Below are 21,138 nucleotides of genomic sequence, written 5' to 3' on the forward strand. Positions count from 1 at the left end.
ATCTCTTCGTGCGTGCTGCATCGAAACGCGCGTCAACCCTGACCGCGCGCTTCTTCATCGATGACCGAACGAGACAGGTTGAAGTCAGCCAGCCAGGTGTGTGCCGTACCGGCGCTATTTGCTCAATTTGCGGTACAGATGATTGGCGCGTGACAGATGCGCATGCATGGCTTCAGCAGCCGCATCACCATCATGTGTCGCGATGGCGTCGACGATGCGCTGATGCTCCGCCAAGGTCAGCTCTTCCGCGCCGGGCGCACGCACGAGCGGCCGGTAGTATTCGCCCGCCCAGCGGAACAGCGACTCGACGATCGACGGGAAAATCGGATTGCCGCTGATCCTCGCGATCTCGCGGTGAAACGCCATGTCGCGCTCGATGAACTCTTCGAGGTTGACCATCGAAGCCCGATGTTGCGCGACGCTCAATTGCAGTCGCGCCACATCCTCTTCGGTCGCGCGCTCGGCGGCCATGCGCGCCGTGCCCGTTTCGAGAAAGAGGCGCGCGTGCTTGAGATGCTCGAGCATCTCCGGGTCGGTACGCAGCAAATGCATCGCGCCGCTTGCGATCTGGCCGATCAGCGTGTCGGCCGTCGGCACGACGACGCGCGCGCGCTCGCCGTGTACGATCTCGACGATGCCCGAGCGTTCGAGCGTCTGCAGCGCCTCGCGCACGGCAGGCCGCCCGACGCCATAGATTTCCATCAGTTCCCGCTCTGACGGCAGCTGCGCACCGGGCGCGATTTCGCCCGAGCGGATACGCTCCATCAGACGGTCCACCACTTCCTGGTACAGCTTCCGACGCGGGATGATCTCGCCCATTACATTTCAGCGACAAGCTTCTGGTGTAATGACAATACCATACACCGATCGATTCTTGCGAGGAACCGCTCGCTGTATCAACTCACCGCAATGCGTTCACTCCACGTCGCGGCCCTCTTTGACCAATCCGAAGAACGACGCGCCGCCGATCTGCCCGCCCTTCAGCACGATCTCCAGCCCGTCGCGCTGCGCCGACTTCGACCACGCGCGGCACAACGGCGCGCCCGGCGCGAGACCCGCTGCAACACTGAGCGCATCGATGCCCAGCGTGCTCGCGACTTCGCCTGAACTGTCGCCGCCCGCGACGACCACACGCGACAGCGGCACGCGCTCCAGCAAGCGTCGCATCACTTCGGCCAGCGCGCCGCCGACGTTGCGCGCGGCCTGCTGACGCGTCAGGCCCGCGTCGCGCGCAATCGTGTCGAAGCCGATCACGTCGGGATCATCGGGGCCTTCCGCGCTGTGCACGATGCTGCTCACGCCTCGGCGAAGCGCATCGGCGGCAGCGTCGACCGCGCGCTCGATCTCCGCGCCGCCCGATTGCGAATCGAGCGCGCGGCGCAGATCGAGTCGTTCGACATGAAACCCATGCGCCCGCGCCCAGGCGATTTGCGACGCCGTGACGGGCGAGCAGCTGCCGCTCACGGCGGCGATCACGTCGACCGGTTGCGCGACGGGCAGCGAAGGCGTAGCGGGCAACCAGCCGCGCGAGCGCCAGTATGCGGCCAGCGCGTATTGCAGCCCCGACGACGACGCGCTGAACACGCCCTCGCCCCTCCGTTCCCACACCAGCCGCCCCGCTTCGACGAGCGTCTCTTCGTCGAGCACGTCGATCAACACGACGGGTTTGTCGTCCGCGCTGAGCGCATCGACGCGCGCCGTGGCCGAACCGTCGCGCAATTGCAGCATGTCGATCAGTTCGATGCGACGCGACGTCTGCCGCCCGAGATGCACGCGCAGATCCGCTTCGTCCATTGGCGTAACGGGATGACGCGACATCGTCGGATGACGGTCGAGCCGATAGCCCCTGCCGTTCACCGCGGCAAACAGATTGCCGAACATCTGATAGCGCTTCAGGCGCGGCGCGCCGATCACCATCGGCGACCAGCGCGCGCGCATCACGTTCACGCCGATGTCGATGGCCGCGCCGATCGAACCGACTTCCGGCGACGAGTCGAACGTCGAGCACACCTTGTATTGCAGGATCGGTGCGCCGAACGCCGCGAGACTCGCGAACGCGGCCGGCAGCTCGTTGCGCATCCATGCAGGGTCACGCCCGCGCGACGAACCCGCCAACCCGACGCAACGGATCTCAGGAAAGCGCGCGAGCAGATCGGGCGTCGGTGTGTCGAGACACAGCACGGTCGGCACGCCTGCTGCCGTCATCGCCTCCATCGCATCCGTCGAGCCGGTGAAGTCGTCGCCGTAATAGGCGAGCAGCGGCCCCGCCGAAAATGCCGTTTGCGCGGAATCGGACATACGCGTGCTCACTTCCAGAAACCAAGCGCCGCGCGCAGCGCCGGATTGCGCTCCGCGTGCTTCTCCAGCGGCACGCCTTCGATGGCCGCAACCCATGCTTCGCGCAGCGCTTCGACCCCCGCCGCAACGCCCTGCGGATGGCCGAAGATGCCACCGCCCGCCGTGTGAATCAGATCGGCGCGGCCGAGCGCGGCGTACGTGTCGGCGGCCTGCAAGCCCGTCTGCCCCGAACTGAAGACGGGCATCGCCGTCATCGGCGCGTCGGGCATGACGGGTGCGAGCACCGCGCGCGCCGCCGCGATGACGCTTTCATCGGACTCACTGAACTTGTTGCGCAAGCCGTTCACGTGCAGATGATCCGCGCCCGCGAGCCGCCAGATCATCTGCCACGGCGCGTAATCCCAGCCCAGTTCCGGACTGCGCGACAGATAACCCCAGCCTGCGCGATGCGCATGAATGGGCACCTGCGCGTGCTTGCGCAATTCGTGCAGGCCAACCAGTCCAATCGAATTGAGCACCGCCATCACGCAGGTTCCGCCATGCGCCAGCACGAGATCATGCCGCCGGCGCATCTGATCGAGATCGCCCGTCACGTTGAAGGCGACCATCGCCTTCTTGCCGGTGCGATCGGCGTGTTCGTTGACCACGCGCATCACGGCCTTCACGCGCTCGTCGAACGGGCAATGCGAGCCGTCGGCTTGCAGTTCGTCGTCCTTGATGAAGTCGATGCCGCCTTCCACCAGCTCGCGCACCTGCTGCGCGGTCTGCTCCGGCGACAGCCCGACGCTCGGTTTGATGATCGTGCCGATCAGCGGACCACGCGTGACGCCGCTCAGCTTGCGCGTGCCGTCGATACCGAACGCCGGGCCAGGATACGCCGCCGCGAACGAAGCCGGCAGCTTCAGGCCCGTGAGCCGCAAGCCCGACACCTGACGCAGTTCGAACAGATTGCCCGCGATGGTCGACATCAGGTTCGGCAGCGACGGACCGAAGTTCTCGATCGGCCACGACAGCTCGAGCGTGCAGCGCGTGTACACCTCCGATTTCATGCCGCCCGACAGGCTCGGTGTATCGACGGTTTCGAGTATGTCCAGGCGCTCGACGCGCGCGCCGGAACGCGCCTTGAGTTCGGGCGTCTCGCCGGGCAACGCGACGAAGGTGCCGCTCGACTGTTCGCCCGCGATGACATCGGCAGCCCGGCGCGGATCGTCGCCCGTTTCGAGCCAGTAAGTAGCGTGAATGCGTTCGCTCACGATGCAGTCCTGTTGGAAGTCAAAAGAAAACAGCGCTCAGCACGCATCACGTGATACGGCGGATGCTGTCCGCAATCTCCGCATGATCGAACACGCCCTTCCAGTCGTCGCGCATCAGGCGCGGCTTGCCGAACTCGATTGCCTTGTTGCACGCATCGGAGAACGCGCCGGGGATTTCGTTGAAAATCACCGCGCTCAGAATGTTCATGTGGCCGAGCAGGAAATCGCGCGCGGCCTGTTCGGGCACGCCGCGCTTCACGGTTTCATCCATTGCTTCGCGCATCACGTAAAGCAGCGTCGCGCAGATCGTCTCAGACAGGCCCGGCTCCAGCAGCGCCATCTGATCGACGGTCAGACGGTATGAACGCAGGATCGGCTGATAGATCGTCTTCGCGACATCCTCGCCGAGATCGAACGCCGACTCGGGGCCTTGCATCAGCGCGCTCGTGATCGACTGCTTCGCATACGCGCCGCCGAAGAAATCGCGGCGCGCTTTCGGATCGTCATCGTTGTTGAAGATGATGGGATGACACGGATGCGCGACGAAGTAAGTCAGATCGGGCCGGTCGGGCAGATGGCCGGCGAACGGCGCGGCGGCATCGAGCGTCATCACCATCGTGCCCGCGGGCAGCTTCGGTGCGATCTCGTGGCTGAGCTTGCCGATCAGCGTATCGGGCACGGCGAGGATCACGACCTGCGCGCCGTCGAGCGCGGCATCGACGGATACGCAATCCACGTTCAGTTCATCCTTCAGGCGCTTGCGGCCCGCTTCGCTCACTTCGATGTGCGCGACACGATAGTCCGACTTCAGCAGGTTGCTCGAAAGACGGAAGCCCATCTTTCCGCCAGCGCCGAACAGTGCAATTTTCTCTTTCATCGTGCTCTCTCCTTGCAGGGGTGCGTCATGTTCATGAATTTCGGTTGATCAGCCCGCGCGCGGGTCCAGCGCGACGGCTGCGTGTTCGTCCTGCGGGCGCGGGCGGCGCTCGCCGCAGAACGCGAAGGCAAGCACGGCACTCATCAGCATGAAGGCGCCGACCACGAACATCGGCGCGTGATACGAGCCCGTCGCGTCCTTCAGCGCGCCCGTCACGTACGGCGCGACGAAGCCCGCCAGATTGCCGACCGTGTTGATCAGCGCGATGCCTGCGGCAGCCGCCGCACCCGACAGGAAGCGCGCGGGCAATGCCCAGAAGTTCGGCAGCGCCGAGAAGATCGCGCAGGCGGTGATCGTGATGACGGCGATGGCCGTCGACGGCGACTTCATGAAAAGGGCAAGCGGAATGCTGAGCGCGCCGACCAGCGCCGGAATGCCGATGTGCCATGCACGCACGCCGTGTTTCGTCGCATTGCGGCTCCAGAGGAACAGCACGATCGCGGCAGGCAGATAGGGAATCGCTGTGATCAGCCCCTTCTGGAACACGTTGAACTGCGAGCCGAACTGCGTCTGGAAGCCGCCGATGATGGTCGGCAGGAAAAACGCGAGCGCATAGAGACCGTAGATCAGGCCGAAGTACATCAGCGAGAACAGCCAGACGCGGCCGCTCGTCAATGCGGCGCCTGCGTGGTGGCGATGCTGCGACGAACCGGTTGCGCGCTGGCGCTGCTCGGCTTCGAGTTCCGCGGTGAGCCACGCCTGCTCGCTGGCAGTGAGCCAGCGCGCCTGCGACGGCCGGTCGCTCAGATAGAACCACGCGACGATGCCGACGACGATCGCAGGAATCGCAACGCCGAGGAACATCACGCGCCAGCCGGCCAGGCCGAACAGGCCATGCGCTTCGATCAGCAGCGCGGCGAACGGCGCGCCGATCACGATCGTCAGCGGCTGCGCCAGATAGAACAGCGCGAGGATATGGCTGCGATGGCGCTGCGGCACCCACATGCTCAGGAACAGGATCGCACCGGGAAAGAAGCCCGCTTCCGCTACGCCCAGCAGAAAGCGCAATCCATACAGCCCCGGCACGCTGCTCACCCACGTGAACAACAGCGCGACGATGCCCCACGTCACCATGATCCGCGCGAGCCAGCGGCGCGCGCCGAACTTGTGCAACGCGAGGTTGCTCGGCACTTCGAGAAAGATGTAGCCGATGAAGAACACACCCGCCGCGAAACCGAACTGGGCGGCGTCCAGCCCCAGATCCTTCGTCATGCCGTTCGGTCCAGCGAACGAGATCGCCGTGCGGTCGAGGAAGTTGATGAAAAACATCAGCGCGACGAACGGCACGAGGCGCAGCGAAACCTTGCGGATGGTCGAGCGCTCAAGTTGGCTCGGGCTTGCCTGTTCGGCGTGCGGGGCAGTTTGCATTGCGTCTCCTCCGATGGGTCTCGCGGCTCTGCGCTATTGCACAGATCACTCATGTGCTGTGCTGGTGTGATGAGTAGACCATTAAGATTAAAAAAGCGGCACTGGGTTTACTACCAACACCTTTCAGCAGTTCATTGGCGCGCCGGCGCGCCTTCGTTATGGGCGCGCGGCGGCGGCGTCGCTCGTTACCGTCGTCGCGATCAGACAGGCAAACGGACGCAGCCTGAACGACGCCGCGCGCGACATGCCAACTTTGCTCCGCAGCGACGCTTCGTCGATCATCACCGCGCGCAGCCCGCCCGATGTGATGCCACGCAGATCGAGCCGCGCAGCGCGTGTCGAACCGGTCAGATTGGCGACGATGAGATGCACTTGCCCCTGCGCGTCGCGCGCCGCCACGCATGCGATCTCGCGCGGATTCACGCCCGCGCATGTGAGCCGCGTCGCGCCCGCCATGCCAGCCAGCGCCTTCGCCACATCGAACATCGGATAGCGGCGCACGCCGTTGCTTACGTCGGCGAGTCCGCGTGCGCCCGTCAACGCGCCAAGCGTCAGCGTGTCGACGCGCCCGCCCGCGAGCGCGGCTGCGTAACCGGCCAGCCACGCGCCCCCGAACAGCGCGCGCTGGCGTGGATCGCAGGCGGCCATCGCGATGCGCTCGCCGTGCGGATTCGGCATCACGCGCGACCCGTACGGGTTCTGACGCATCCCGATCGACACGGGACCGATCGCATACGGCTGCGCGCCGATCAGCGCGCGACATGAGCGTGTGATGTGCGGTATGGCTTCGAGCGTCTGCATGACGCTGCGATCGTCGGCGGCGTGGACGATCGGACAGGTCGCGTGCGTCGTCCAGTCGACGTGTTCGAGCGGCGGACGCTTGCGATTGAGTTCGGTGAAATAGCTGAGCATGCCGCCGCCGATGCGCAAGCCCGGAAACGCGCGGCGCGCTTCCCGATACACCTCGTCGAGCGCGGGACACGGCGGGCTGACGCTGCCGGGCGGATTCGACTGCCGATGCACCGACGGACTGACGACGATCCCCGTCAGTTCGATGCCGGACAACGCGATCAGCGAGGCAAGCGAATCGAGTTCCGCGCGCGGCGCATCGACGCCGGGCAGCGCGTATTCGAGCACGCAGCGAATACCGCTTTCGCGCTGCAACGTCGCGAAGCGTTCAAGCTCATGCAAGCCGTGGCCTGCCGTCGGATCGAAGCTCAGCGTCAGTTGATGTGGCGAAAGTTCCGCCAGCAACGCCAGATGATCGAGCGCGGCGTCGACTTCGTCGGCAGCGATTGCAATGCCGAGCGCGGGCATCCGTTCGTCCGCGCGTTCGTTCAGATCGAGTGTGAGCGTCTGAACGTGCGGTTGCGTCGAAACGTGCCGGTCAGGCCGAGCCAATGCCTGCTCTTCGACATCGAGCGTCACCGTCTGCGTCATCGTCGCGCCTGCGTCGAGCGTGAAAGGCCACGGCAATTCCAGCGGCCGCGAATAGGTCTTGAACGACGCATCCGACCAGTTGCGCTGGTCTTCCATTTCGAACACATCGCCCGTGAACGAACAGCGTACGGTGAGGCCACACGGCATGTCATGTTCGATCGAGCGAATGTCCTTGAACGGCTGCCATGGATCGATCAGCGCAGGAAACGCCGCGCTTTCGCGCGTGCCGTCACCGTGCTCGACGCGTGCCGGGGCGCCTGCCACGCCGTCGAGCGGATGCAGCACGCAGAAGCCGCAGCGTGCCGTGAGAAAAGCATCATGTGCAGTCACAGCCGCGCTGAACGCCAGCGCATCGCGTCCCACGCAATCGATCGACAACGCGTAGCTCAACGCATGTCCATCGGGATTCGTGCATTGCGCGCGGTATGCCACGCGAAATCCATTCCCGGTCTGGTCGATCTCGATGCCGCTCAGCGTGGGGCGACAGGTTCCCCAATCCTTGTCACGCACCAGGAACGCAACCGCGCGGATCACTTCGACGTCGCGATGGCGGATGTCGTGCAGCGCGCCGTCGATCAGCAGCGCGGACCACGGCCCCGCTTGCAGACGCCGCGCCTGATCGACAGGCTGACTCGTGCCGTAGCAGATTTGCGCGAGATTGTCGCTCATCGCGCAACCGGCCGAAGCCCGGCATCCCTGCGCGACGAGGCTCGCTCCAGCTCGCGCAGATCCACGCTGCGCCCTTCGCGCGCGGACAGATACGTCGCTTCGACGAGCGCGAGCGTCTGCAGATTGTCGCGACCGCTCGTCGCCGGCTCGCGCCCGCTGCGCAGGCAATCGATCCAGTGCGACTGGATGTTCAACACGCTGCCTTGAATCGCTTCCCACGGCGCGCTGGACCACGACAGCGCGGGCGGCGTCGCGTCGCGCAATTCGGTGCCCGCAGCGGTGTGAATCTGCAACTGGTAATCCGCCATGAGCCGCAACGTGCCGCCCGAGCCGTCGACCTCGATCAGCGTCTGCGGAAACAGTTCGTGCGGCAGCCGCGTCGCATAGCTGCAGTCGACGATGCTGTTCACACCGCTTTCATGACACAGCATGATCGTCGCGACGTCTTCGCCCTTGATCGCGGGATTGACGCGCGACAGGCTGGCTGTCACGCGCATCGCGTCGCCGAACAGAAAGCGCGCGATGTCGAGCACATGAATGCCCAGGTCTTCGACGATGAAGCGCTCGCCTTCTGCCAGATAAGGCTGGCCGCTGAACACGTCGAATACCGAACGAAACGACACGCGGCCCCAGAATGGCCTGCCGATCGCGCCCGCCTGCAACGCCGCGCCGACAGCCTGAATCGCGCTTTGCCAGCGGAAGTTCTCGTGCACCATCAGCGGCACGTTCGCTTCGTTGCATGCGGCGACCATCGCGTAAGCGTCGTCGAGCGAGCGGGCGAACGGCTTCTGGCAAATTGTCGCGACGCCCGAGGCGGCCGCCAGTTCGACCAGCGCGCGATGGCTCGCGACCGTCGTCGCGATATCGACGAAATCCAGCCGTTCTTCGCGCAGCATTGCAGCGGCATCGGTGTAGAGACGGTCAATGCCGAACTCGCCACCGGCGGCATCCAGGCGCGCTTCGTCTGCATCGCACAGCGCGACGATGTTTGCGCCGGAGACATCGCGCCACGCATGCAAATGATTGCGCGCGAAGAACCCGCAACCGATCAAGGCGCCATGGAATGGTTCGCGCCCACGAAGCGTCGATTCACTCATCGCTCACGCTCCCGTCGCGGCCTGCTTCTGCAACGCGAAGCGTTGCTGCACGCGGCGCTGGATCTGATCGACCACGACGGCGGCCACGATCACGACGCCCTTGATGACCGTCTGCCAGAACGCGCTGACGCCCATCATCACGAGGCCATCGGACAGAATGCCGATCACGAACGCGCCGATGATGGTCCCGCCGATCTTGCCGCGCCCGCCCGACATCGACGTGCCGCCGAGCACGGCCGCCGCGATCGCGTTCAACTCGAAGGTTTCGCCGCTCATCGGATGCGACGCGACGAGTTCCGACGAGATGATCAGCCCGACAATCGCCGCGCACAGCCCCGAGAACATGTAGACGAACATCTTCACGCGGTTCACGCGCACACCGGACAGTTGCGCCGCGCGCTCGTTGCTGCCGATGGCATAGATCTGCCGCCCGAGCGGCGTGCGGCCAGCGATATACGCGGCAATCGCACCGACTACGATTAGCAGCCAGATCGTCAACGGAATGCCGAGTATCGTCGCGCTGCCAAGCACGGGGAAACCCGTCGTGCCGTAATCGGGATTGCCCGTGAGGTTAGGAAACGTCTCGCCGCCCGACGACAGCAACGCCGCGCCCCGCGCGATATACAACGTACCGAGCGTCGCGATGAACGGCGCGACGTTCAGGCGCGTGATCAGCAGCCCGTTGACCGCGCCGACGGCAACGCCCGCCAGCAGCGCAACCACGATCGTTTCCGGCACGCTCAGATACAGCGTGTACTCGTCGCCGAGTGGAATGCCGTGCAGGATCAGCCCGCCCGCGACCATGCCGGACAACCCGACGATCGAGCCGACGGACAGATCGATGCCGCCCGCGACGATCACGAACGTCATGCCAATCGCGAGGAACGCATTCAGCGCGACGTGCCGCGACATGATCAGCAGGTTTTCGATGCTCAGAAAGTTATGCGCCGCGAACGAGAAAAAGATCGCCACGGCAAACAGCGCGATGAACGTGCGCAGCTTGAGCAGCAGCAGTAGCGGTGCTTCGCCGATGCTCGCGCCCGGTGCTTCGCCCTTGATAGCCATCGTCATGAATAATCTCCAGGGTGTTGCTGGATCTGCTTTGAGACACGCCGCGTCATGCCGCTGCGCGTTGGTCGGTTGAGGCCGTGCGGTGTCCGATCGCGGACGCCGCGACGAGTGCGTCCTGCGTCGCTTCGGATGCGTCGAATTCGGCGGTCACGCGACCGTTCGACATCACCAGAATGCGGTCAGATAGCGCCATTACTTCTTCGAGATCCGACGTCACGAACAGAATGCCGAGTCCCTTCACGGCGAGATCGCGCATCACCTTGAAGATGTCGGCCTTCGCGCCGACGTCGATGCCACGGCTCGGTTCGTCCATCAGCAGCACTTTCGGCGCGGTCATCAAGGCACGCGCGATGATCACCTTCTGCTGGTTGCCGCCCGACAGCGAACTGACGGGCAGCCGCCAGTCGGCGACCTTGATCGCGAGATCGCGAATGTATTGCGTGATCGAGCGCTGCTCGCGCTGCGTGCTGATATGGAAAACACGCGCGAACTCCGCGAGGCAGGAGAGCGTCATGTTCTCGCCGATCGAGAGAATCGGCAGCAGCGCATCGGCCTTGCGGTCCTCGGGAATCAACGCAAGACCTTGCGCGACGCGGCGCGCGATCGGCTTGCCCGCAAGCGGCTTACCGTCCAGCACGATCTCGCCCGTCGCATGCGGATGACAGCCGAGAATGCATTCGAACAGCTCCGAGCGCCCGGCGCCCATCAGCCCGTATATGCCGACGATCTCGCCCGCATGCAGCGACAGCGACACGTGATCGACCAGCAAGCCGCTGCCTTTGCGCGGCAGCGACACGTCGCGCACCGTCAGCACTTGCGCGCCGCGCGCGTGTCCGATCGGGCGCGAGAAATCTTTCGTGTCGCGGCCGACCATCTGACGCACGATCCACGGCACGTCCACTTGCGCCATCGGCTGATTGCCGGTGATGCGGCCGTCGCGCAACACGGTGATGTAGTCGCCGATACGGATCAGCTCTTCGAGCCGGTGCGAAATATAGACGATGGCGACGCCATGCGCCTTCAGGTCCGCAATCACCTGAAACAGCACATCCACTTCAGCCGCGCTCAACGCCGAAGTCGGCTCGTCGAGAATCAGCACGCGCGCGTCGTGCGCGAGCGCCTTCGCAATCTCGACCAGTTGCTGCTGGCCGATACGCAGATCTTCGACGAGCGTATCGGGGCTCACGTCCAGTTCGAGCCGCTTGAGCAGTTCACGCACCTTGCGCCGCTGCGCGTCGGCATCGATGTCGATACCCGCGCGCGTGATCTCGTGCGCGATGAACACGTTCTCGGCAATCGTCAGGTTCGGGAACAGATTCAGTTCCTGAAACACGATGCCGATGCCGTGCCGCAAGGCGTCCGCGCTGCTCGTCAACTCGACCGGTTTGCCGTCCAGCAGCAGGCGCCCGGTGCTGGGCTGCTCCGCGCCGGCGATGATCTTCATCAACGTGGACTTGCCCGCGCCGTTCTCGCCGACCAGCACGTTCACCGCCGCGCGCCGCACCGCGAAGTTGACCTCTTTCAACGCCACCGTGCCGGGATAGACCTTCGTCACGCCTTCTACATGAAGAATCACGTCGTCCACTGCGCCGGCCTCGCTCATGGCTTGCCTCCCAGCGCGAGCGCAAGCGGTACGATCTCGGGCTGATCGGCCGAGGAGTCATACGAGAACGCGCCCGTCACGGTGATCGGCTTGCCTTTGAGCGCATCGCGTGGAAAGGGCTTCATCACATGCGTGGCCGCGTAGCTGTTCAGCGCGGTGCCGAACTGCGCGTATTCGATCTGATTGCGAAAGCTCGTGAACGAGATGAAATCGAGCGTGTCGCGCAGCGTCGTGCCGAGCACGGTCGGGCCGATATCGACGATCACGTCGGCCTTGCCGTCGCCGTCGATATCGACACCCACGGTGCCCTGGCTCGATTGCGTGTCGACCTCGACGATCGTGCCGTGCAGCTTCGTCGGGAAATTCCACGGCGCGCCGTCGTCCTTGCCGCGATAGCCGTATTTCTTGCCCGCCGCGTCGGGGTCTGCCTTGATCGCGTCGCGCAACGTCGCGTAGTCGGTCGCGCGCTTTTCGACGTCGGGCACGATTTTCGTGCTCCACATCGACGCGACCATCGCGTTCGGATCGTAGCCTGCCGACGCGTAGGCGTCGCGAGAATTTTTCGACGTCTGTGCATCGTGCCTGACCAGCTTGCAGCCTTGCAACGCCCCGCTCGCGGCGATGACGACGATCGCCGCGTACATGCAACCTCTCATGGATGACCTCACGGTACGCCGGATGAGAAAACTGATGTGACCGGTGATGATGCGAATCGGTGACAAAGCGCGGGGATGCGCGTGGCATCCCCGTCGAGTCGAACGTTGACTCAGCGCAGCGCGAACATGTCGAGCTTGCCGGCGTTCGTCTTCGTGATGAGCGAGCAGTTGATCAACTGCTTCTCCGGCTTGCCGGTGGCACCCGTCTTCATGTACTTGTCGGCCTGATCGACGGCTTCCGTCGCGGCCTGCGCGGCGGGCTGCAGCACGGTCGCGCGAATGTCGTTGCGCATGATCGCGTCGCGCACGTCGTTGCTGCCGTCAAAGCCGACGACGATCACGTCGGAGCGCTTCGCCGCCTTCAGCGCAGCCGATGCGCCCATCGCCATGGTGTCGTTGCCCGCAATCACGCCCTTGATGTCCGGGTGGCTCTGCAGGATCGTTTCCATCACGCGATAGGCTTCCGTCTGGCTCCAGTTGGCCGACTGACGCTCGACCATCTTCATGTTCGAAAACTGGTCGATCACGTCGTGATAGCCCTTCGAGCGGATGCCGGCATTGATGTCCGCCTCGCGCCCCACCAGCTCGACATAGTTGCCCTTCTCGCCGAGCGCCTTGACGAACGCGCGGCCGCCGAGCTGCGCACCCTGATAGTTGTTCGACACGATCTGCGACACGGCGATGCCCGTCGCGTTGATTTCGCGGTCGATCAGGAATGACGGAATGCCTGCCGTCTTGGCCTTCTTGACGGCGGCAATCGATGCCTCGGAGCCCGCGTTGTCGAGAATGATCGCCTTCGCGCCGCGCGCAATGGCGGTATCGACGAGATTGGATTGCTTGTTCGCGTCGTCGTCGTGGACGAGGACGATGGTGTCGTAGCCGAGCGCCTTCGCGCGGGCGTTCGCGGTGTCGGCTTCGGCCTTGAAGAACGGGTTGTCGTGTGAGGGAGTAATGATGGCGATCAGATTCGCCGCCTGCGCGCTGCTGCTCGCGCCAACGACCGCCAAGGTAGCCAACGCGAGCGCGAGCCACCGCTTCGATGCTTTCATCGTCTTGTCTCCATTCTGGTTAAACGCCTGTGCACTGCCTGAAACCAGTCGACGGTCGGAATGTGTCGTTACAGTCTACTCATCACTTGTGCCGTCATGATGTCATCATACCAGTCGAATTGCGGTCGACAAGGAGAATCGAGCCAGGGTTTTCGCCTGGTACGGAGCAATGTTCTGGTGAGGTCAGATGGAACAGGCTTCGGCCGTCGAGCCTCCGCTGTCACGCGTGTTCAGCGCGTTGGCGGGCCGTAAAGGGGACGCAATTGGCTTGCGGAAGATGAGCCGAATCGCTTCTTTGGCCGGACTCCGAGGTCGGAACCGGTTTCGTTGGGAGCAAAAAAAATGACCCCGAAGGGTCACTTTTCTAATACTGGAAACGCGTTACTGCGGCTGGATGTTCGCAGCCTGCTTGCCCTTCGGGCCCTGCTTCACTTCAAACGTCACTTTCTGGTTTTCCTGGAGCGATTTGAAGCCGCTCGACTGGATTTCCGAAAAATGTGCGAACAGGTCTTCACCGCCGCCATCCGGCGTAATGAAACCAAAACCCTTTGCATCGTTGAACCACTTCACCGTACCTGTTGCCATTTTGCAAGATTCCCAAAATTAATATTGCGCGTCGGTGGCGCTCCGCCAGCCGTGCGATGCACTTTTTAACATGGAGTCGTGGTTCCTCACAATCAGCATTTTTGCTTGGGGCACGCTGGCACAGCTGGAAACCTGCTGACGGCGTGCAATCTGAAACGCATACACCGTCATCGGCTCCCGTCCCGAGGCCGTCCACTCCGTGCGCATCGGCGCGATATCTGCGCTCTCGCCCCCCGGTATGAACTGGAAATCGAACCACCGTTCGACGCGGGCGGTACCAGTTTGACCCGATTATTTTTCGCCGCATTCGTCAGTTTTCGTCCAACATCCGTTTTCATCCTGTTTCCCGCCTCGTCCCGCCCGGAAGGCGATCCCTCCGGAGCCGGCAGGACCGGGCGTGGAGTCCTCGATGACTTGAGACGGCGCCACATTGCCCCTGGCGCCCGGCGCGAACGCGAGGATGCGCAGGTTCGGCTCGGCGACGAAGAGCCGTCCATCCGGTGAGACGGCGATCCTGTTACCCGGCAGAGCCAGGGTTTCGCCGATGATTCCCGTGGCTGGACCGCTGATTGTCCGTATCGGCCGCACGTTGCCATTCGCCTTGGCGGCGAAAACGCTCACCTGGGTCTGGGTCGCGTCCGCAGTCGTGTTGTAGACGAATAATTCGTCCGTACGAGGATCGACCGCGATCGACGTGGCGATCTGTGAGAAAAAAACATCGCGGCCCGGAAACAGGCCGGTTTTGGGACCTGTGAGGCTGCGCAGAAGCGGTGGCGCGGTCACGCTTCGGCTCGTGCCAAACGTGTCGATGATCGCCGTCCCCTGTATGTCATAACCCGCGATCAGCAGATTGTCGTCGCTGTCGATCGCGATGCTCTGGTAGTGGGTGATGTTCGGATCGGTAATGCGAAGCGGATTGGGTATATCCCCGGAACTGTGGACGGGAAGGACCATTACGCCCGCCGTCGATGGGCGAACGCTCAAGACGAAGTCGTTGAGGCGGGAATCCACCGCAACGCCGGGCAGGTCATTTGTGCTCGTCAACCTGAATGAGCGATCGGGTGCCTGATTGCCCTCCGCCTTGCGCGGAAAGATGTCGACCGTGCTCGCGCCAAACTGCGCAATGTGAAAGGATTCCTTTTTGTCGATCGCCGTCGCGCCGGCCGACATCAGGGTAGTGAGCGGCCCCTGCAGCACCTGGCAGGGCTCGGCCGCTCCGTTAGCGCGCGCGGAGTAACCGCGAATCTGATCACCGAGCGTGAGAAAAACGGCGTCGTGGGCGCAGGCGGCGTGCGCCAGGTGGACCCCGAAAACCATACTGGCGACGACGACACATAGCGCAGGTTTCATGACACGCCTCCTTGGTCATAGTGTGCGAATGCGCCAATCAAGCATAGGCGCCGGCCGGAGACCCAAGGCGCTTCCGCCAGTTGGAACCTGTGTTTTGGCGGGCGATGCGAGGAACACCCGCTGATATCGAACGGGTGGTCCAATGTGTGAACGGGTTACGGCCCTATGCCGCAGATGGATGGCCGGTTTTTTAACGCGTGAGGCGCGTTCCAGGCCCGGCAATGATTAGCTGGAATGCCTGTCTGTGCGGCTCAAATTGGGCCGCTCGCGGCCTCCCCACCTGAACAACAGGCTCCCTCTATCGGAGCGTTCAAGACGGCTCTGACAGTCAGCGAGAACTATCCGAAAACCCGTACCCAGGCCGCCCGGATTCGCCGCGCCCTGTCTTCAAGGAGATATGAAGCGGCCAGCGCGAGCAGACCGGAAACGACGCCCGTCGCAATGTGCTCGACAAAAGGAACACGGTAGTGACTGGTATGCGAGAAAGCGTCGCCTAAGGCCGTCAGACAGCCGACGATCAGCGCATTGCCAAATCGATGCGAGTAGAGTTTCGCCGCTGGCGTGAACGTCAACAGTACCGCGAGGACCCCGGTGAGCAGTCCCGTCTGGAGCGCAATCGTCCAGTGCACAAGGCTCAAGATGTTGCCCCAACTCCCCGGCATGCAGGTCATGCATGCGCTGGTGGGCTGCCAGAAACGCTGGGCAAACAGGCGCATCCGGCGTTTCCATTCACTTGACATGATGCGCTCCCCGTCATGGATGCACGGACCGCGCGCCCGAGGGAATCAGAATCCAAAGAGCAGCGTATCCACGCTGGAATAATACCTCGCGATCAGATCTACGCCCCGTTCAGGTTGTGTCCCGAACGAGTGCTCCAGTGCGACGCTCCGTTCTCTTGCCATCCATACGGACTCCGTATCATCGTGGCGCAAATCAACCACAACGAAGCCGCGATTTTGTCGCCAATCCGCAGAACCGTTGCGCGTGAAACGGTTGGTGTGTTGTTGCGTAGCTAGCTGGCAGGCAGCCTGGTGGATTGGCATACGGTAGGGATTTCACCAAGTATTCGCGAACCGACTGCTGTGCGACGCTATGTCTCAGTGCCATTCCTCATGGAGACAGGCATGCAATCTGAGACACAAAAGAAAGCGGTAGTCGGAGCTTTTCTTAATCGGTCGGCTCTGTTCCTACTGATGTTGCCAGTTGCCTGCTTTTTCTGGGCGCTCCACGCCTACCCGCCTCAAGAAGCATGTTGGCTTGGCGCCGCCGCTGCCATCTATGTCTGGCCAGTGGCTGGAATCCTCTTTGTCGTCGCCGCAGGCTTTCACGTCGCGCCCACCAGCCAACGACTGGGAACGGCCACTGAATTGCGGAAAGCGCACGGGCACTAGCTCCCCGCAGTGACATGTGCGGCGTACTCGACGGCCTCGGCAGAGGCCCGTCGATGACGAGCCTCGTAAGGCGGAAATCAGTGCAGTCCCGCAAAGGGCGCGTATCGGCGTTCACGGAAGATGCGTGGCAATTATTGCGCTGGTCTGTGACGGGTCGTGTCTCCGTTCCCCCTGCCACTGATCATGCCGTCGCGACACGGTCTTCAAAAGCACAACGCCCCAGAGTCCGCCTTATAGGAGACTCGGGGCGTTATTAATTGGCTCATTTATCCTGCAATGCGTTTGAAACTGGCGTAGTAATCGTCGGTGTAGTAGCAGTCGTTAGTCTGCTTGCGCGGTCCACCACATACGACGCGGCGTTGCCCGCGATCCGTCATGCCAGGCGTGCGAACTGTGTATGCGTGGTAATAGCCGCGCGGATGCTGCGGCAGCAATCCCGCGCTGTTGCGGAACAACACACCGTCCTCGCCAAAAGGGAAAGGGCCGCCCGCTTTGATCAGGCGCAGTGTTTCGGCTGCTTCCGCCGGCAACTGCGCCTTGGTGACGACGGCAGGCGCGCTCGGCGCCTGCGCGCCCGATGCAGCCGTTGTGCCGCTCGCGGCCTGGCCAGGCTGACTCGCCGCCTGACTCGCGGAAGCGCCCGCGTCCTGAGTACTATTTCCGGATCCGTCCTTGCCGCATCCGCTCAAGATCGCGTTCACGGCGAGGATGCAGGAGAAAGCCCACGCTCGCTTCACGAAATGATTGTCTCCGGGTTGAGTGACATTCGACGTTCACGAACGATTTAAGGGTATCGCTAATGGCGGAGTGAAGCAATGTCCGGCCGGAAATAGGCGCTTTTACCCGGCATCCAGGCTGATGCGCGCTTCACGGCGTTCGAGCAGCAGGCCAATCAAGCAGATCGCGTGACGCTCGGGCCGATTAACTCGATTACAAGCACGGCTGCCTTCCTTTCGCGCAATTACAAAACATCAAGTCTCACGCGAGGGTCCCGATAACCCGATTGCACGCCGCTACCGTACATTCGATTTTCGACTGTCTCTCCAAGCGTTGAACAAAGGAAGCATCAGCCCCATGTCGCCTGATCCGATCAACACGAACACGTCAGTCACCACACCGCCACCGCCCGAGCCTCCTCCATCAAAGGATGCATCGTCGACGGCCAGCACGTCCGACCGCAGTAACGATGTACTGATGGCAGCACTCAAGCGCACGTTGACGCGGCTCGGCATCGATGCGTCGACGGGCTTGACCATCAGCGACAGCGTCGACGACCACTCCGACGCCTTGTCGTTACCCAGGCGCGTGAGTGCGTCGAGTGCATCACTGATCGCGGCGCTCTATCAGGCGCTCGAACTGCAGCAGTCAATTGCCCTGGCCAATGGCCTGAACATACCGTGCAAAGAGTCGAAGGACGCGCTTTCCGTCGTGACGGATATCCAGCCATCTAATTCGGCCGTCAATGGCTATCGCGATCTCGGCGCCCAGATTGCCGATCTGGCGAAGATGTCCAGTACGGTGGCAAGCGACGTCGATGCCGATACGGACGAGTGGGATTTCGATCTCGACGATTCCGCAAACACCCCGAGTACTGACACACAGCCGGGCGACCCGATGACAGCCGCAATCGGACAATTGAATCAGGCGTTAAAGGATCACGTCGTGACGCTCGCGCAGAATGCAAACGCGAAAGTCTCGCTGGCTGCGGTACTCGACGGATTATCAGACGAGACGAAGGGAGTCCAGTGGAGGCCGCTTGGGGTGTTGATCGACGTGCAGGCTTAAGGCCCGATCAAGACCTCCTGCCCGAGACCTGCCTATAGCCGGAAACGGGCCTCCGGCGCAGATTTTATCCACGCGTGCTTCGATCAGTCTTTCGAGTTCAATCACGAAGGGTTGATGAAGAAGCCTTCATGATTATCGCCATGTAACAGGCCGGGGTGTACCCGGCCCATTGTCGTTGTGGCGTTAGATATGCACAACGTTGCCTGGGGACCGGCTCAACGCGGTGCCTTCGATCACCCTGCCCTGATCAGTCCAGGTCGTTGCAACGCGGTCATGCCGTCGTCCAGCCCGATTTCTTCGACTATATCGTTCGATTCTCGACGGGATCGGTTGCTACCTGGCCAAATACTGTATATATTCACAGTACTGTTTTTACATACAGCACTGGAGCCGTCATGGAGCATCTGGTCAGGGTGTATAACGAAAAAGATCGTCGGACGCTTGAATGGCTGCGCAAGCACGTCGGCGACGCAACCATTGCCGCCGCCGTCAAACGGTGTTCGGGCGGCAAGCCGTTTCTGTCGTCGGTGTGCCGGCAGATCGGCGTGCGGCCACCGGATTTTCCAGCCTCGAATCGCCCGGCGCCGACTGCGACCGGGGAGGAGGCGCTCGCAGCGATTCGGGGGATTCTCGCCGCACAGGCCGGGCGGGCAAGCGGCGTGATTGCCCGGCTACACTGACCTGCTATCAGTGCTGCTGCCGCAGCCGCCACGAACGGCTCCGTGCTTGCTATCTGCCCACAGGAAACCGTGTCGAGCAGAAATTCGGAGGGCGGCCGTCCTCGATTGCCTTTCGACATCGACCTACTGATTCGAGCCGTCGAAGCCCACCACTTCGACCCAATTCGCACCCTTGCCCACCGGGTACTTTGCCTTTCATTTTTTTGGTTGATGTTTGAGGTTTGGCAATCGATGTATTGCGTCGAGAGGACCGCCGATACCTTGCCGGCGCATCCATCTCGTTAGCGTCGCGTCTGCGATCAGGTCACCGGCGCGGGATTAAAAAGAACGAGTGCGTTGTGCAATTTGAGCGCTTCGGCGCAGGTCTTCTTCCGTCCGCTGGCGATCTCGAGCATCAGGTGGAACAGTTCCCAGCCCACGTCTTCGATCGTTGTTTCGCCCGTTGCGATCGTGCCCGCGTTGATGTCCATCAGGTCGAACCAGCGGCGTGCCAGGTCCGAGCGCGTGGCGACCTTGATCACCGGCACTTCCGCGAGGCTATAAGGCGTGCCGCGGCCCGTGGTGAAGACGTGCAGGTTGATGCCGGCAGCGACCTGCAGCGTGCCGCAAATGAAATCGCTTGCAGGCGTTGCCGCGTAGATCAAGCCTTTTTGCGTGGCTTTCTCGCCAGGAGAGAGCACGCCGGAGATCGCCGAATTGCCCGATTTGATGATCGAGCCCATAGCCTTTTCGACGATATTCGACAAACCGCCTTTCTTGTTGCCGGGCGTCGTGTTCGCGCTGCGATCCGCGCCGCCGCGCTTAAGGTAACTGTCGTACCACTGCATTTCGCGGATGATGGCTGCCGCGACATCGGCATTGGCCGCGCGAGCCGTGAGTTGCCCGACGCCGTCGCGTACTTCCGTCACTTCAGAGAACATCACCGTGGCGCCCGCGCGAACCAGCAGGTCCGTTGCAAAGCCCACGGCAGGATTGGCTGTGAGTCCGGAAAACGCGTCGCTGCCTCCGCACTGGACGCCGAGCACGAGATCGGATGCCGGACATGTCTCGCGACGCCGATTGTCGAGCCGCTTCAGATGCCCTTCGGCCATCTTCATGATCGATTCGATCATCGACTGAAAGCCGATGTGCGATTCATCCTGCAAGGTGACGACGTCGCCGTTGCTCGACTCTGTCGAAAGATCACCGATATCCGCGACCTCTTCCGTCACGGTCGAAATCGGAATCGTGCCGGGCGGCATGAGGCGCTCGGGTTGCAGCTTCTCGCAACCGAGGCTCACCATCATGACCTCGCCGCCGAAGTTCGGATTCAGGCTGATGTTGCGAACCGTGCGGATGGGCACCATCGCGTCAGGTGCATCGATCGCAACACCGCAACCGTACGTATGCCCGAGACTCACAACGTCATCCACGTTCGGATATTTCGGCAACAGCTCGGCCTTGATCCGGGTCACTGCGTGTTGAACCACATCGGCAACGCACTGCACGGTCGTCGTGATCGCGAGGATGTTGCGCGTACCGACCGAACCATCGGCATTGCGATAACCCTCGAACGTGTAGCCCTCTAGCGGCGGCATGCTGGGGGCCTGGATCGTCGCGATGGGTAGATCGTCCAGCGCCGGCGGGGTCGGCATCCGGATGACGTGCTCGTTCACCCAACTGCCCTTGGGAAGCGCCTTGAGCGCGTAACCAATGACCACGTTGTAGCGCACGACAGCGTCGCCTTCAGCGAGATCCTGAAGCGCGACCTTGTGTCCCTGCGGGACACGCTCGCACAAGATCAGGCCGTCGGGAAAAACGGCGCCACGGTCCAGACCGCCGTCATTGACGACGATTGCGACGTTGTCGTCGGGGTGCACGCGAATGTATAGCGGAGACTGTTTCATTGCCTTCAACTCGGACGGCT

At 62.7% G+C, this 21,138-nt stretch carries 18 protein-coding genes; 2 read left to right on the forward strand and 16 right to left on the reverse strand.

The genetic code is table 11. The features are described from left to right. Positions 1-114: 114 nt before the first annotated feature. The 15 genes from H1204_RS24720 to H1204_RS24790 form a co-directional block, all read right to left on the reverse strand. Positions 115-819, reverse strand: coding sequence for a transcriptional regulator NanR (locus H1204_RS24720; protein WP_180731178.1), 705 nt, complete (start codon positions 817-819; stop codon positions 115-117). Between the two features lie 96 nt (positions 820-915). Then, positions 916-2,298 carry a 3-oxo-isoapionate kinase OiaK gene (gene oiaK, locus H1204_RS24725; protein ID WP_180731179.1) on the reverse strand — a complete coding sequence of 461 codons (1,383 nt, stop codon included), beginning with the start codon at positions 2,296-2,298 and terminating at the stop codon, positions 916-918. Between the two features lie 8 nt (positions 2,299-2,306). Next, positions 2,307-3,551 (reverse strand): ribulose-bisphosphate carboxylase large subunit family protein, encoded by a 1,245-nt coding sequence (locus H1204_RS24730; RefSeq protein ID WP_180731180.1) that lies wholly within the window; start codon positions 3,549-3,551, stop codon positions 2,307-2,309. Positions 3,552-3,597: 46 nt separating this feature from the next. Next, entirely contained in the window at positions 3,598-4,428 is an 831-nt protein-coding gene (locus tag H1204_RS24735; RefSeq protein WP_180731181.1) for a phosphogluconate dehydrogenase C-terminal domain-containing protein, read from the reverse strand. Between the two features lie 48 nt (positions 4,429-4,476). After that, positions 4,477-5,856 carry an MFS transporter gene (locus tag H1204_RS24740; RefSeq protein ID WP_180731182.1) on the reverse strand — a complete coding sequence of 460 codons (1,380 nt, stop codon included), beginning with the start codon at positions 5,854-5,856 and terminating at the stop codon, positions 4,477-4,479. 156 nt (positions 5,857-6,012) lie between these two features. Beyond that, complete coding sequence (locus H1204_RS24745; protein ID WP_180731183.1) at positions 6,013-7,965, reverse strand: hypothetical protein; 1,953 nt, start codon at positions 7,963-7,965, stop codon at positions 6,013-6,015. Beyond that, entirely contained in the window at positions 7,962-9,062 is a 1,101-nt protein-coding gene (locus H1204_RS24750; protein WP_180731184.1) for a Gfo/Idh/MocA family oxidoreductase, read from the reverse strand. Before H1204_RS24750 ends, H1204_RS24745 begins: the two co-directional genes overlap by 4 nt. 3 nt (positions 9,063-9,065) lie before the next feature. Beyond that, entirely contained in the window at positions 9,066-10,133 is a 1,068-nt protein-coding gene (locus H1204_RS24755) for an ABC transporter permease (protein WP_180731185.1), read from the reverse strand. Positions 10,134-10,179: 46 nt separating this feature from the next. Next, positions 10,180-11,736: a sugar ABC transporter ATP-binding protein gene (locus H1204_RS24760; protein WP_180731186.1), complete on the reverse strand. Its 1,557-nt coding sequence runs from the start codon at positions 11,734-11,736 to the stop codon at positions 10,180-10,182. After that, complete coding sequence (locus H1204_RS24765; protein WP_243468662.1) at positions 11,733-12,380, reverse strand: DUF2291 domain-containing protein; 648 nt, start codon at positions 12,378-12,380, stop codon at positions 11,733-11,735. The genes H1204_RS24760 and H1204_RS24765 overlap by 4 nt, the downstream gene beginning before the upstream one ends. Before the next feature lie 122 nt (positions 12,381-12,502). Further along, positions 12,503-13,441 carry a D-ribose ABC transporter substrate-binding protein gene (locus H1204_RS24770; RefSeq protein WP_180731188.1) on the reverse strand — a complete coding sequence of 313 codons (939 nt, stop codon included), beginning with the start codon at positions 13,439-13,441 and terminating at the stop codon, positions 12,503-12,505. 381 nt (positions 13,442-13,822) lie between these two features. Beyond that, positions 13,823-14,026: a cold-shock protein gene (locus tag H1204_RS24775; RefSeq protein WP_036000361.1), complete on the reverse strand. Its 204-nt coding sequence runs from the start codon at positions 14,024-14,026 to the stop codon at positions 13,823-13,825. 291 nt (positions 14,027-14,317) lie between these two features. Beyond that, on the reverse strand, positions 14,318-15,376 hold the full coding sequence (locus H1204_RS24780) for a hypothetical protein (protein WP_180731189.1): 1,059 nt from the start codon (positions 15,374-15,376) through the stop codon (positions 14,318-14,320). Between the two features lie 338 nt (positions 15,377-15,714). After that, the gene (locus tag H1204_RS24785) at positions 15,715-16,116 is read right to left on the reverse strand and encodes a hypothetical protein (RefSeq protein ID WP_180731190.1); all 402 of its coding nucleotides are present in this window, start codon (positions 16,114-16,116) and stop codon (positions 15,715-15,717) included. A 917-nt stretch (positions 16,117-17,033) separates the two neighbouring features. Further along, positions 17,034-17,504 (reverse strand): ribonuclease, encoded by a 471-nt coding sequence (locus H1204_RS24790; protein WP_180731191.1) that lies wholly within the window; start codon positions 17,502-17,504, stop codon positions 17,034-17,036. 337 nt (positions 17,505-17,841) lie between these two features. Between H1204_RS24790 and H1204_RS24795 the strand changes: the two genes are divergently transcribed. Next, a complete protein-coding gene (locus H1204_RS24795; protein ID WP_180731192.1) occupies positions 17,842-18,552 on the forward strand; it encodes a hypothetical protein in 711 nt (236 codons plus the stop codon). 395 nt (positions 18,553-18,947) lie between these two features. Beyond that, positions 18,948-19,232: a hypothetical protein gene (locus H1204_RS24800; protein WP_180731193.1), complete on the forward strand. Its 285-nt coding sequence runs from the start codon at positions 18,948-18,950 to the stop codon at positions 19,230-19,232. Positions 19,233-19,531: 299 nt separating this feature from the next. On the opposite strand, the gene garD is transcribed toward H1204_RS24800, so the two are convergent. Beyond that, positions 19,532-21,118 carry a galactarate dehydratase gene (garD, locus tag H1204_RS24805; RefSeq protein WP_180731194.1) on the reverse strand — a complete coding sequence of 529 codons (1,587 nt, stop codon included), beginning with the start codon at positions 21,116-21,118 and terminating at the stop codon, positions 19,532-19,534. Positions 21,119-21,138: the final 20 nt, after the last annotated feature.

The sequence above is a fragment of the Paraburkholderia sp. PGU19 genome, assembly GCF_013426915.1.
In the GTDB taxonomy this organism is placed as follows: Bacteria; Pseudomonadota; Gammaproteobacteria; order Burkholderiales; family Burkholderiaceae; genus Paraburkholderia.